The organism is Nostoc sp. (assembly GCF_036919895.1).
GTDB lineage: Bacteria > Cyanobacteriota > Cyanobacteriia > Cyanobacteriales > Nostocaceae > Nostoc.
In genome coordinates this window covers 82,575-95,054 of sequence record NZ_JBALBW010000037.1, presented here as the reverse complement: position 1 = coordinate 95,054, position 12,480 = coordinate 82,575, and the positions used below count along the sequence as shown (strand labels likewise).

The 12,480-nt window shown below is 40.0% G+C and carries 13 protein-coding genes; 6 read left to right on the top strand and 7 right to left on the bottom strand.

All coding sequences use genetic code 11. From position 1 onward, the window contains the following. Positions 1-341: 341 nt before the first annotated feature. The 4 genes from V7K55_RS07010 to V7K55_RS06995 form a co-directional block, all read right to left on the bottom strand. Positions 342-554 carry a CopG family transcriptional regulator gene (locus V7K55_RS07010; RefSeq protein ID WP_334829559.1) on the bottom strand — a complete coding sequence of 71 codons (213 nt, stop codon included), beginning with the start codon at positions 552-554 and terminating at the stop codon, positions 342-344. 50 nt (positions 555-604) lie between these two features. Further along, on the bottom strand, positions 605-1,285 hold the full coding sequence (locus V7K55_RS07005; protein WP_334829557.1) for a response regulator transcription factor: 681 nt from the start codon (positions 1,283-1,285) through the stop codon (positions 605-607). 52 nt (positions 1,286-1,337) lie between these two features. Continuing rightward, positions 1,338-2,774 (bottom strand): sensor histidine kinase, encoded by a 1,437-nt coding sequence (locus V7K55_RS07000; protein WP_334829555.1) that lies wholly within the window; start codon positions 2,772-2,774, stop codon positions 1,338-1,340. Positions 2,775-3,208: 434 nt separating this feature from the next. Further along, positions 3,209-3,706, bottom strand: coding sequence for a quercetin 2,3-dioxygenase (locus V7K55_RS06995; protein WP_334829553.1), 498 nt, complete (start codon positions 3,704-3,706; stop codon positions 3,209-3,211). 481 nt (positions 3,707-4,187) lie between these two features. On the opposite strand from V7K55_RS06995, the gene V7K55_RS06990 reads away from it, so the two are divergent. From V7K55_RS06990 to V7K55_RS06980, 3 genes are all read left to right on the top strand, one after another. Further along, complete coding sequence (locus V7K55_RS06990; RefSeq protein ID WP_334829551.1) at positions 4,188-5,465, top strand: GAF domain-containing sensor histidine kinase; 1,278 nt, start codon at positions 4,188-4,190, stop codon at positions 5,463-5,465. Positions 5,466-5,552: 87 nt separating this feature from the next. Next, positions 5,553-6,116, top strand: coding sequence for an HD domain-containing protein (locus V7K55_RS06985; protein WP_334829549.1), 564 nt, complete (start codon positions 5,553-5,555; stop codon positions 6,114-6,116). Between the two features lie 80 nt (positions 6,117-6,196). After that, the gene (locus V7K55_RS06980; RefSeq protein WP_334829547.1) at positions 6,197-6,637 is read left to right on the top strand and encodes a thermonuclease family protein; all 441 of its coding nucleotides are present in this window, start codon (positions 6,197-6,199) and stop codon (positions 6,635-6,637) included. 99 nt (positions 6,638-6,736) lie between these two features. Here V7K55_RS06980 and V7K55_RS06975 read toward each other — a convergent pair whose 3' ends face one another. Then, positions 6,737-7,780, bottom strand: coding sequence for a threonine aldolase family protein (locus V7K55_RS06975; RefSeq protein WP_334829545.1), 1,044 nt, complete (start codon positions 7,778-7,780; stop codon positions 6,737-6,739). Positions 7,781-8,123: 343 nt separating this feature from the next. Between V7K55_RS06975 and V7K55_RS06970 the strand changes: the two genes are divergently transcribed. Continuing rightward, complete coding sequence (locus V7K55_RS06970; RefSeq protein WP_334829543.1) at positions 8,124-8,906, top strand: ABC transporter ATP-binding protein; 783 nt, start codon at positions 8,124-8,126, stop codon at positions 8,904-8,906. 198 nt (positions 8,907-9,104) lie between these two features. Next, positions 9,105-10,544: an MlaD family protein gene (locus V7K55_RS06965; RefSeq protein ID WP_334829541.1), complete on the top strand. Its 1,440-nt coding sequence runs from the start codon at positions 9,105-9,107 to the stop codon at positions 10,542-10,544. Positions 10,545-10,608: 64 nt separating this feature from the next. On the opposite strand, the gene V7K55_RS06960 is transcribed toward V7K55_RS06965, so the two are convergent. Both V7K55_RS06960 and V7K55_RS06955 read right to left on the bottom strand, forming a co-directional pair. Continuing rightward, positions 10,609-11,193, bottom strand: a complete 585-nt coding sequence (locus tag V7K55_RS06960) for a TetR family transcriptional regulator (RefSeq protein ID WP_334829539.1) — start codon at positions 11,191-11,193, stop codon at positions 10,609-10,611. Between the two features lie 12 nt (positions 11,194-11,205). Next, a complete protein-coding gene (locus V7K55_RS06955) occupies positions 11,206-12,201 on the bottom strand; it encodes an aldo/keto reductase (RefSeq protein WP_334829537.1) in 996 nt (331 codons plus the stop codon). Between the two features lie 43 nt (positions 12,202-12,244). On the opposite strand from V7K55_RS06955, the gene V7K55_RS06950 reads away from it, so the two are divergent. After that, positions 12,245-12,388 carry a hypothetical protein gene (locus V7K55_RS06950; RefSeq protein ID WP_334829535.1) on the top strand — a complete coding sequence of 48 codons (144 nt, stop codon included), beginning with the start codon at positions 12,245-12,247 and terminating at the stop codon, positions 12,386-12,388. Positions 12,389-12,480: the final 92 nt, after the last annotated feature.

The window sequence follows — 12,480 nt, the reverse complement described above, 5'->3', positions numbered from 1 at the left end:
GACATCGCCAAGAAAAAAGGCTTTATTTTTATAGGGCTGTTCCCTGACTCTCTAATTAGTATTATTGGCGAGTAAGTAGTGGGCGAGAAGAATTTGATATATATAAAGAAATTAGGACTTACGCAATAAAGAAATTAGGACTTACGCATCAAGTACAAAATGTAGGGGCAATTCATGAATTGCCCCTACGGTAAATCAAGGCTTTCACTGCCTTTTTGCATAAGTCCTGACTCAGTTCTTGCCCGCGCTTCAAGAGAGCGATCTAGAAAAAGTTAAAGGGAACAACGAGAAGGGTTGAAATTCATCCCTTACCCTTTTCCCTTTAACCGAGAAGATTGCCTTTAGTGTAATATCGATCCACTGCCAACTGTTATTCTTGAGTCTGCTGTTCCGATTTCAGAGTTTTCAGAATTGTCAACCTCAAGAGATCGGAGCAATTCTCGAATTACATCTGTTGCTGGCCTTCCTGTCAAAGCACAGTAGTTTTCAAGTTTCTTCATTTCTTCGGTTGTGAGATTTACTGTTAGTCGTTTAACAGCCCATTTTTTATTCATAATCCTATTTTGTCTTTAATATGTTGCTTTGTGTCGAAATCACCAAGTCATTACGATTGCTCCCGCAGTGCATAACCTACACCACGGACTGTATGAATCAAACGCTTTTCATTATTCTCTTCCAATTTCAGTCGTAGATAACGAATATATACTTCAATGATATTAGAATCACCCATGAAATCGTAACCCCACACTTTCTCTAATATTTGATCTCTTGTAAACACCTGACGGGGATGTGAGAGGAGATATTCTAATAAATCAAACTCTTTTGCTGTTAACTCAATGCTTCGTTTTTCGCGAAAAACTTCACGAGTGCGGCGATTTAAGCTTAAATCTTCAAATTGCAATACATCCTCGTCTGTTTCTTGGGTGCGGCGCAGATGAGCGCGAATTCTCGCTAGTAATTCCTCAATGCTGAAGGGCTTAACTACATAATCATCGGCTCCTGCGTCTAACCCGGCGACGCGATCGCTCACTTCATCTTTTGCTGTCAACAAAATCACTGGTACTGTACTACCCGTTGCTCGCAAACGGCGACAAATTTCTAAACCCGTTAGTCCTGGTAGCATCCAATCCAGAATCGCTAAATCTGGCGATGAGTCTCGTGCCAAGGTTAAACCAGCAATACCATCATGGGCTACACTTACTTGGTATCCTTCGCTACTTAGTTCTAATTCGACAAATCGTGCTAGTTTGACTTCATCTTCTACCAAAAGGATATGTACTGTCATAAGTTTGTGTATTGATTTATGGTACAATTATTAACTACCCACACTTCCCGAATCAGATAGAACTGCTATATGTAGGTAGACTGATTGTAAACGTACTACCTTCGCCTAACTTTGATTGCACGCTGACACTACCTCCCATACCTTCCACAAGTGTCTTGACAATAGATAAACCCAAACCACAACCCCCAGTAGTGTGAGAGCGGGATTCATCTACGCGGTAAAATCTCTCAAATATCCGTGCTTGCTGTTGCAAAGGAATACCATAACCTTTGTCAGAGACTTCAATAATTGCCTTATCTTGAAGTTGATTCAATTTAAAAACTATGGGTGTATCAGCTTCAGAATATTGAATAGCATTATCAATCAAATTCAATAATACTTGTTTGAGACGGCTATAGTCTGCTTTCGCCTCAATTCGGTCAACTTCTGAATCGATTTTAATTATGCGATCGCTATACTTTTCTGCCATCATCACCACTTCTTCAACCAATTCATTTAGCACATGACATTTCATTTGAAAATATAAGTAACCATTATCGGCTCGTGCTAAATCAAGTAAGTCTTGTAGCAGACGGATGGTGCGTTCAGCTTCCGATGCAGCAGTTTCTAAAGCTTCTTGTTGGGTTGGGGTTAAGTTATTTTGCCTTCGCAAGACGCTTTGCAAGTAACCATGTACAATAGTTAGGGGTGTGCGTAGTTCATGAGAAACATTACTCACAAATTCTCGTTCTTGCTGCCAAGATTGGGATAAGCGAGATAAGAGCATGGTTAAAGTTTGAGCTAATTCTTTGACTTCGCTGGGTGCATTATCAAAATATAGCTGTGCTTGTCCTAAATCTTCAGCCGAAATCACAGAAGCCATTTGATTTAGCTGACGTAGAGGTTGCAGAGAACGTTTAATATAAAATGCGATCGCAGCAGTTAAAACAATAATTGCCAAAAAACTAATAATAACTAAACTCTGCACCATCACCACAAACATTCTCTGTTCGTGGGTAATATCCTTGACTACAAATAACTCACCCAGTAACTTACCCTGCACTTGTACAGAACTACCACATAAAACAAAATAGCTTTGGTTTATTTGATAAACTTGTGGTTTAATCGGCATCTTAGTCAGGGACATTAACTCAGCTACCGTAGTATCAGATAATAAATCCAAAGTAGCAGATTTCACTAAAATTTTATTATCGGGACTTTTTAGCCATAATAATGTGTTTGTATTTGCCAAGTTATTGATGGCCTTTTGTAATCCAGTCTCAGGCTGCATCATTTCACTATAAATTTGCACATCCTGCGGCAAACGCTTGGCAATTTCTTCTATACCATACTTATGACTATCAACTAAGATTTGCTGCATTTTCCAACTAGTCCATGTAGCAAAGCTACCTAATACCAAAGCCGAAAATGCAGCGATACCAATTGTGAGGCGTGACTGTAATGAAAATGGGTCTATATTTATTATCCAAAATTTTCTAATTTGCTTCACTGTTATAGTTACATTTTAGGTATTGAATCAGGCTACATCATTAACAATTCAAGATTCAAATCAGAATCTTAAGCATAAAGCTACTATTAACTGCTACATCTTTAGTTATAGCTGATTTAAACTTACCTCTGTTACATAGCTACAGTGAAAAGTACAGCTATTCCAAAAAGATTCTAAAAGATTTTTTTTAATCGATCTTTCAACTTGGTAAATTCTTGTCTAATAATAAATTAAGGTAATTTACTATGAATTAAATTAGTTTAAGATGAGAATTACCTTAAGTTTTCTAATTTTGTATTCTTGTTGAATCCAATAGCTGAAAACTGACAGTCTCATCTGCCTAACCATTGGTGTCTTTAGTTAGCGATCGCTCCTCTTAGACTTTCCAACACTGTTTTTGGTATCTAACTGCGATCGGTTGTAGTTATATTAGCTTATACCTGCGAAGATACAGCAGACGGCGGAATAATTTTAAGACCATATTTAGAAGCAGCAGCCAATGCTTTTTCCATATCTGCGGGACTAACGCTAGGTAATTGCATTCTCTCTGAGGCTGGCACACCTACTTCCATAAAAAACTTCTCTAACCCTGCTGGTGTGAACCAGCAAAGTAATTTTGCTGGCTTTGCACCAATATTTGAAAACCTGTGGAGTTGACCTTTGGGAGAGTGGAAAAAAGTTCCAGGAGTTGCTAGGATAATTTGCTCATCAAGCTGAAATTCCAATTCTCCCTCTTGAATATAGAAAGCTTCGTCTTCGTGACTATGAATGTGGGGAGGTGTACCGTTTTGTGGTTGAACGGTAATCTCAACTAGAGCATAAGCTTGACCAGTTTCTTCACCCACTGCCTTAAAGGTATACAAATCCCCAAGCACCCAGTATGAAGAACCTTGTCCCGGTTGCTGTAATATTCCTTGTAGATTAACTGTCATAGTAATTCCCTTTTAAGATGTTTTCTATTATAAATTTCTCAGAAAAACCTAATTTTTCAGTCTGTAAGTACTTAGATTTAAATAAACTTAACCATATAGCGTTTACTAATCACATGAGGTACATCATAGTCCCCTCCTCGCTTGCGGGGAGGGGGTTGGGGGTGGGGTTCTTGTACCTCACTCAACTGAGAACTGCTATATCATCGTAAACGGAGCAAACTTAAGTCAAGCGGTATCTACGATGGATTATGCTACATAATACTCTGAGATTGTTTGACTTGACTCGCGATGAAACCACTGATTTTTCAATATGTTATTTTGTATAATTTTACATTTAGTTAACTAAAAACTAATCATTTTGTTGTATGTAAATAGCATAATATCTCTAGTAGAATCTTTCCCTCAAAATAGTACAGCTTAGTCAAAATTACTATCCAGTAGATTTTTGAAATTACTTTCAGAACCAATGCAATAAGTATCCATGAACAAAACTAGTGACGATGAAATATTGTTGCACAATCAAACTTGGCAACGCGAGCGACAAATCATAATCCGTTTGTCTTCTTTAAACTATCGAACTGGCGAACTGGGCAGCTATTTGCACAATATTGCCTGCGGAGTCAGCGAACTTATTGGAGTTGATTGGACAGTTGTTACCTTTTGCCAAGAAGGGTTTGAAACTGTTCTAGCTAGTAGTCTTGAAATGGGCGAGGGTGAACATGTTTATTCACTACATGGTTTACTAACTGGTACTGTTATAAAAATGGGTCACTCATTAGCTGTGAAAGATGCTCAAAAAAACCCAGAGTATGGACAAGCACCAGAAGGCTATTGTGCATACTTAGGGATACCATTGCGGACTGCTGAAAATAAGGTGATTGGTACTATCTGTTCTTTTAATCACCAACCACGTGATTTTACAAAAGAAGATATTCAAATTGTGGAATTGTTTGCTGAACGAGCGGCAACAGCAATTGATAACTATCATCTTTATCAACAACAGTGCAAATTTAATCATGTTTTAGAAGCTGAGGTAGAAAAACGTACCGCAGAATTACAAGCAACCCAAGCCAAGCTTTTAGAGCATGAACGACTGGCGGCTATTGGTGAATTTGCTGCCATGATTGTCCATGAAATTCGTAATCCCTTGACTACAATGATTATGGGATTAAAATATTTCCGAAAAACCATTTTAACTGAATCTTCTCAAGAGCGATTAGCGTTGGCATTGAGCGAAGCTAGTCGTTTGGAGCGTTTGCTAAGTGAAATTTTGCTCTACGCCAAGCCCCAGCTATTGCAGCTTTGTGAGTTAGATGTGAATGAATTCATTCATGAGTTGCTGGCATGTATTCATGAAATGCCAGAAGCTTTGGAACGAGAAATTGAATTTATTCCGGTGTTGCCTACGGTCAAAATTTTGGGAGATAAGGATAAACTTAAACAAGTATTTATCAATATTATTCGTAATGCTTGCGAGGCAGTTACACCAGGAAATATTGTTAAGTGGAAAATAGAATTTTTTCATAAAAACAAAGTCTGTATTAATGTCATCAATGGTGGTAAACCAATTCCATCAGAAGTTTTAACTAAGCTTTCTCAGCCATTCTTCTCCACAAAGCCTGGTGGCACTGGGTTAGGTCTTGCTATTACCAAACGCATCGTCAATGCTCATAATGGGGAACTGTCAATCTGTTCTGACCTTTTAACAGGTACTACCGTTAGTGTTCAATTACCTGTAGTTCCTTTTCGGAGCTTTTAATTGATATCAAGTGCTTCTTGTACTATGGGTATCTAATTTAGGATTATGATATACAGTATTACATCATTTCATCAGGAAAATGGATAAATGGAAAGACATCAAAATAGTCCAAAAAACTGGTCACAAGAAACTTACATTAAAGCTTTAAAGAAAGCAGCACATGCACATCAAGGTCAAACAATTCCAGGTTCTGAAATACCTTACCTTATGCACTTAAATCTTGTAAGTATGGAAGTAATTGCAGCCCTAAGTGTAGAAACAGAATATGATGGAAATCTTGCTATTCAATGTGCTATTTTACATGACACAATCGAAGATACTAATACAACCTTTGAGGAAATAAGAACTGAATTTGGTGAATCAGTAGCTAATGGTGTACTTGCACTGACTAAAGATGAAAGTTTAGCAAAACACCTCCAAATGGCAGATAGTTTACAAAGGATAAAAAAGCAACCACAAGAAATATGGATGGTGAAATTAGCAGATAGAATCACTAACCTCCAAGCACCACCACATTATTGGACTCAAGACAAAATTGTTAGATATCGAGAAGAAGGTATTCAGATTTGTGAAACTTTGCAGGATGCAAGTCTATTTCTTGCTTCCCGCTTGGCTAAGTTAATTGAAGATTACAAAGCATTTATAAAGTAAATAGTCTTTTGTGAGTTAAATCACACTAGCAATCTAAGCACTGCAATAACATTATATGTCTACATAAAATATTACATAAAATGATGGAATTACTTGAACTAATCTTGGTGCTAGCTACAGTAGTTGGTGTTACAGATGGAAACACAATTTTGGTTAAAGATAATGGCGGACAAACAATTCCAGTCAGACTAGCGTGTATTAAAGCACCAAAGGCCATTGGTCAGCCCGATACTTTAGCAGCAACACAAAGGTTAAAACAGCTACTGCCGCCTAAAACTCCTGTCGTGATTAGAAGTACAGAACAACTTGAAAGTGGTCGTACAGTTGGTGAAGTTTTTGTGGATAATCGGTCAGTAAATCTCCTTTTGGTAGAGTCGGGTAATGCTGTCGTTGACCGAGAATCTTTACAAAATTGCTACGAGAGCAAAACCCAGTTTTTAATTGCAGAAGCTAATGCTAAAAATAAGCACCTGGGATTGTGGCAGCAATCAAAAGTTAAATTAAATTTTCATGCCAAGTAATATTAATTACAGTCGTTTTGGGGCAACCTCAGATGTAATAGATATTAGATAATCGACTTTTTAAATAAGTCGGATATCTGGACAAAGTGAATTTACCAATCACATAGCTATGGTTGCTTTTTTTATATCACCAATCAATTCATCAATCCTTGATTTAGTTGTGTTCCAAGAACACATAAAACGTACTCCTCCCACACCGATAAATGTATAAAACTGCCAGTTATTTGCTTTTAAGCTGTGAATAACTTGTTCGGGTAACTTAACAAACACGGCGTTGGCTTCTCTGGGAAACATCAAATCAACGCCTTCTATATTTAATAGTTGATTTTCTAAGTATTCAGCACATTTATTCGCATGTCTGGCATTTTTTAGCCAAGCACCAGTTTCTAATAAACCTAACCAGGGAGCAGAAATAAACCGCATTTTTGAGGCTAACTGACCTGCTTGCTTACATCGATAATCAAAATCTTCTGCTAACTGTTTGTTGAAGAAAAGAATTGCTTCACCTAATGCCATTCCATTCTTAGTACCACAAAAGCACAATACATCTACTCCAGTTTTCCAAGTAATTTCAGCAGGGCTTCTATTCATCGCAGCAACTGCATTTGCAAAACGAGCGCCATCCATGTGAATCTTTAAGTTATACTTTTCCGCAACTTCTTTTATTTCTAGAAGTTCTTCAAGAGAATATAAAGTTCCTAACTCTGTTGATTGTGTAATACTAATAACTTTAGGCTTGGGATAATGGATATCAGTCCGTCTAGTGACAATTGCCTCTATCGATTCTGATGTTAACTTGCCATTTTTCCCTTGGGCTAGTAACAGTTTAGAACCATTAGATGCAAATTCAGGTGCGCCACATTCATCTGTTTCTATGTGAGATGTTTCATGGCAAATGACGCTGTGATATGACTGACAAAGGGCTGCCAAAGATAAAGAATTGGCGGCTGTACCATTAAAGGTAAAAAATACTTCACAATCAATTTCAAAGAGTTCCCGAAAATAATCTGTTGCTTTTTGAGTCCATTCATCATTTCCATAAGCTAGAACACTACCTTGATTTGCCCTAAGCATATATTCCAGCGCTTCTGGACAAATACCAGAGGAATTATCACTTGCAAACTGCTCTGAGTGGTTACTCATAATCTCTACTTGGATTTTTCTTAGTAATTGTTACAATAGATGAATATACTATTAGATGAATCTGCTAATGTCCACAGAAAGCTGGAGTTTTAGTTTGCATTTACTGAGACGTTAAGTTACTACGGTGCATTCCTCAGCCTTGGGTTCTGGGGATTCTGGGACATCAAGAATGGCAAATAACTAAATATTATGCTAGAAAAATAAAGTTTGCTAATTAAAACGCTAATCATATACTTATAATGTACTATACAATGGTCTGCCAGTAACTTGCTTCCTGGTAAGAGTACAAATTGGGGAACCCGCCCAAGGCACTGGCTCACCAATGACTAATGACTAATAACTAATGACTGAACCATTGATTGAACTGAAAGGTGTTTCTAAGTCCTTTGGTAGCCATAAAGTTCTAGATAATGTAGACTTGACCATTTACCGGGGAGAAGCACTGGGGATTATTGGGCCATCAGGGACTGGTAAATCAACAATTTTACGGGTAATGGCGGGGTTACTTAGTCCAGATGAAGGAGAAATTTATGTGCAAGGGGTGCGGCGAGACGGTTTGATTGAGGATGGTGGCCAGCAGGTTGGCATTGGTATGGTGTTTCAGCAGGCGGCGCTATTTGATTCGCTGACGGTGGAGGAGAATGTGGGATTTTTACTTTATCAGAATTCAAAGCTGCCGCGATCGCGCATTCGAGATTTGGTACGAGAAAAATTGGAGATGGTCGGTTTGCCATCAATAAGTGACCTTTATCCAGCTGAACTTTCTGGGGGAATGCGAAAACGGGTAAGTTTTGCCCGTGCGATTATGTCTAACCCCGATAATCCCTCAGAAGGCCCAGAAGTTCTACTATACGACGAACCAACAGCCGGACTCGATCCCATTGCCTCAACAGTAATCGAAGATTTAATCCGCTATTTGCAATGTTTACATGGAGTTTGTAGTACATACTCTGTTGTTACCCACCAAGACAGCACTATCCGCCGGACAGCTGATAGACTTATATTTCTCTATGAAGGCAAGGTGCAGTGGCAAGGTACAGTTAGTGAGATATACAACACAGAAAATCCGTTGATCAAACAATTTATAAGTGGAAGTGTGAAAGGGCCGATTCAAGTCGTCGGTTAGAAAGTGAGAAGTTAGGAGTGAGGAGTTAAAAGTGAGAAGTTAAGAGTTAAAAGTGAGGAGTTAACAATGAGGAGCGAGGGTTAAATTCAACTCATAACTCATAACTCATAATTCCCAATTCCTAGCCCCTGACTCCTAGCTCTCAATTCATAACTCCTAACTTCCAACTCATAACTAATTATTGGGTGGAGGAAAAAAATGCGAGGTCTGATGACAAGCCGCTTCGCGTCTGGGCGAACATTTAGAGAAGGCTCTGTGGGGTTGTTGCTCCTGCTAGGAATAGGGGTATTTGGGTTACTCTTCTTGTGGTTAAATAGATTTACTGCTGCTGGCCGTTCATACAAAATTATTGTAGAATTTGCTAACGCTGGCGGAATGCAAAAGGGAGCAATAGTTCGCTATCGAGGTGTTAAAGTCGGAAGTATTGACAAGATTCTACCAAAGGCGAATGCTATCGATGTAGAAATTGAAATTGCCCAAACTGACTTAATTATGCCCCGGAATGTACTGGTGGAAGCTAATCAAAGTGGATTAATTAGCGAAAGTATTATCGACATCACACCAAAAACAACATTACCTACTGGGGGTATCCTTGCTAAACCCCTGGATAAAAGTTGCGATCCCAGTCTCATTGTCTGTAATGGCTCTCGTTTAAAAGGTCAGATTGGCATCAGTGTTGATGAACTAATTCGCAGTTCAACTGAGCTATCTGCTGCATACAATAACCCCAAATTTTATAGAAATGTCAATAGGGTTCTAGAAACTACCACAGGCGCAGCATCGAGTTTTACTGAACTAAGTCAGGATTTACAAGGTTTGACCAAAAGCTTGCGACAACAACTAAATACATTTTCAAGCACTGCTAATTCAGTGCAACGAGCGACAAATCAACTTAATACATCCGCAAATCAAACAGTAAATAAATTTGGTGAAACAGCAACTCAAGCAAATCATTTGATCAAAAATCTGGATAATCTGTTGACAACAAATCGTTCTTCGCTGGTTGGCGCTTTAAACAATATTACCCAAACCAGTAACCAACTACGTGTTACAGTCAGTAGCCTATCACCATCGATCAATCGATTGACTCAAGGAGAATTACTCAACAATTTAGAAACTCTTTCAGCAAATGCAGCCCAAGCTTCAGCTAATTTACGCGATGCTTCTAAAACTTTAAACGATCCTAAGAATGTGGTTTTGCTGCAACAAACTTTAGATTCAGCACGAGTCACCTTTGAAAATACCCAAAAAATTACATCTGATTTAGATGAATTGACAGGCGATCCTAAATTCCGCCAAAATTTACGGCAATTGGTGAATGGTTTAAGTGGTTTAGTCTCTTCTACACAAGATATGCAGCAACAAGTGCAAGTTGCTACTACCCTAGATTCGGTAAAAGCTGCTGCGAACAAACCAAATAATCTAATTCCTACCCCAGTACCAACTAAACAGGCGATGTCTAATGAGAAGTCGCTACCCGTCTATGGAGTTAATCCTTCACCTGCTAATTTTGAAAGTGCTGAAATCACCCTTGAACCAACCCCCAGTCCGTCTATCCCTAACTCATCTCAAGAAGTTCTGTTGAAACAGCTGCGGGAGTATGGTAAGCAACGGGAGCAACTGGAGACAGGAAAATAAACAATACAGCTTGACAATTTTAAGTAAGAGTTTCCAGCCGATCGCTACTGGGTAATCAACACTACTAAACCGCCACTAATCCAGCAAGTACCAAGCGCCATACTTGGGCAAAGTCCCTATCGATATTTGGATCGCTCCATTCAGATGCGTGGGCTGGATGGTGAAATCGAACTGTTGCTTGAAATACTGCCTTGGCTACTACTTGCGGATCAGTTACTCTAAACTCGTTAGTGGAAATACCGCTCTCAATGATCTGAGCGACTTGCCTAAGCAGTTCAGTAACGTGAGCTTCAACTACCCCTCGCGCCTCTTGGGTAATCGCTGAATAGGTTGCAAATAACTCTGGTTCTTTTAAGACTTTTTGACGTTTCAGAGTCATGAGTTGCTCAAACCATCGGTGCAACCGTTCTCTGGCGGAACCTGGCTCTTGGGCGATCGCTGCTAGGGGTGTGGAAACCCGATGCAGCCACCGTTCTGCCACTGCATCGCGCAGGGCAGCTTTGCTGGGAAAATGCCGATAAATCGTGCCGTGGCTCACCTCTAAAAAGCGAGCCACATCCACGACTGTTGCCTTTGCCAGACCGTAACGACGCAAAACTTCTTCTGCTGCATCGAGAATCCGCTCCGGTGTCAAAGGTGAATCATTCATGCGATAACTTTTTTACCTCTTTTCACTATCGAGCATTGCCATTTGTTCTGGGCTATAGCGATCGCCAGCTACGGCATTTAGTGGCACGGCTGCCTCAATCCGGGCGATATCATCCTTATTTAAGTGTAAATCCAATGCACCCAGAGCTTCATTTAAGCGATCGCAACGCCGTGCGCCAATTAGCGGGATAATGTCGTTTCCTTGCGACAGCACCCAAGCAATTGCCACTTGAACAACCGTTGCATTCCGTTCTTCGGCAATCAGGCGCAGGGCTTCGACTAGCAACAAATTGCGATCCAGATTCTCTCCAGAGAAGCGGGGTAGATGTCCTCGATAGTCTTGCACTTGCTCAGAGCGTTCTTTCGACCAATGACCGCTCAACAATCCCCGTGAGAGGACTCCATAAGCGGTGACAGCAATGCCCAATTCCCGCACGGTTGGCAAGATGTCATCTTCAATGCTACGACTCAGCAAGGAATATTCGATCTGAAGCGAAGCGATCGGATGAGTCTTATGAGCGCGGCGAATTACATCTGCACCCACTTCAGATAAACCAATCTGGCGAACATATCCAGCTTTCACCATTTCGCTAATCGCCCCAATAGTCTCTTCAATAGGCACTTTCGGATCGAGCCGGGCTGGTTGGTAAAGGTCAATGTAATCGGTTCCCAGTCGTTTCAATGTATAGGCAAGTGAAGTCTTCACGGCTTCAGGGCGACCATCGAAGCCAAGAAAGTTGCCATCAGGAGAGCGCAGCGCACCGAATTTAACAGCAATGAAGACATTTTCCCGCCGTCCTGTTAAGGCTTCGTTTAGCAGCATTTCGTTGTGTCCCATGCCGTAAAAGTCGCCTGTATCTAGTAAGTTAATACCTGCATCAAGGGCTGCATGAATTGTTGCAATACTTTCCTTGCGATCGGCTGGCCCATAAACATCAGACATACCCATACAGCCAAGCCCAAGCGCCGATATTGTTGAACCGTTTTTTCCGAGTTGACGCGACAACATAGCAACTTCTCCACTGTGGTGATAAAACTATGATATCAGTGAAATGACAAAAATCAATATCTGTTATTCAATTTTTGTTAGCAACCTATTCGCATCATGTCTGATTAGCCGTGCTGTAGGAGCGATCGCTAGTTGTTATTTTTTGCTCAAGTCAGGGAACTCGATTAAAAATGACGAATTACGTTAGCGTAGCGGGGCCTTAGCCCATTACGAATTATTTTGACACTTGCGCTAATATATCCCCTATTGCCTTCGTGCAATGTACGTGAGGAGTAGTGC

Bases quoted from the DNA above. Each gene is read 5' to 3' on its own strand.
- V7K55_RS06955 (WP_334829537.1), bottom strand. From the start codon at position 12,201: ATGTTGTCGCGTCAACTCGGAAAAAACGGTTCAACAATATCGGCGCTT.
- V7K55_RS07005 (WP_334829557.1), bottom strand. From the start codon at position 1,285: ATGACAGTACATATCCTTTTGGTAGAAGATGAAGTCAAACTAGCACGA.
- V7K55_RS06970 (WP_334829543.1), top strand. From the start codon at position 8,124: ATGACTGAACCATTGATTGAACTGAAAGGTGTTTCTAAGTCCTTTGGT.
- V7K55_RS06975 (WP_334829545.1), bottom strand. From the start codon at position 7,780: ATGAGTAACCACTCAGAGCAGTTTGCAAGTGATAATTCCTCTGGTATT.
- V7K55_RS06960 (WP_334829539.1), bottom strand. From the start codon at position 11,193: ATGAATGATTCACCTTTGACACCGGAGCGGATTCTCGATGCAGCAGAA.
- V7K55_RS06950 (WP_334829535.1), top strand. From the start codon at position 12,245: ATGACAAAAATCAATATCTGTTATTCAATTTTTGTTAGCAACCTATTC.
- V7K55_RS06965 (WP_334829541.1), top strand. From the start codon at position 9,105: ATGCGAGGTCTGATGACAAGCCGCTTCGCGTCTGGGCGAACATTTAGA.
- V7K55_RS07010 (WP_334829559.1), bottom strand. From the start codon at position 554: ATGAATAAAAAATGGGCTGTTAAACGACTAACAGTAAATCTCACAACC.
- V7K55_RS06995 (WP_334829553.1), bottom strand. From the start codon at position 3,706: ATGACAGTTAATCTACAAGGAATATTACAGCAACCGGGACAAGGTTCT.
- V7K55_RS06990 (WP_334829551.1), top strand. From the start codon at position 4,188: ATGAACAAAACTAGTGACGATGAAATATTGTTGCACAATCAAACTTGG.
- V7K55_RS06985 (WP_334829549.1), top strand. From the start codon at position 5,553: ATGGAAAGACATCAAAATAGTCCAAAAAACTGGTCACAAGAAACTTAC.
- V7K55_RS06980 (WP_334829547.1), top strand. From the start codon at position 6,197: ATGATGGAATTACTTGAACTAATCTTGGTGCTAGCTACAGTAGTTGGT.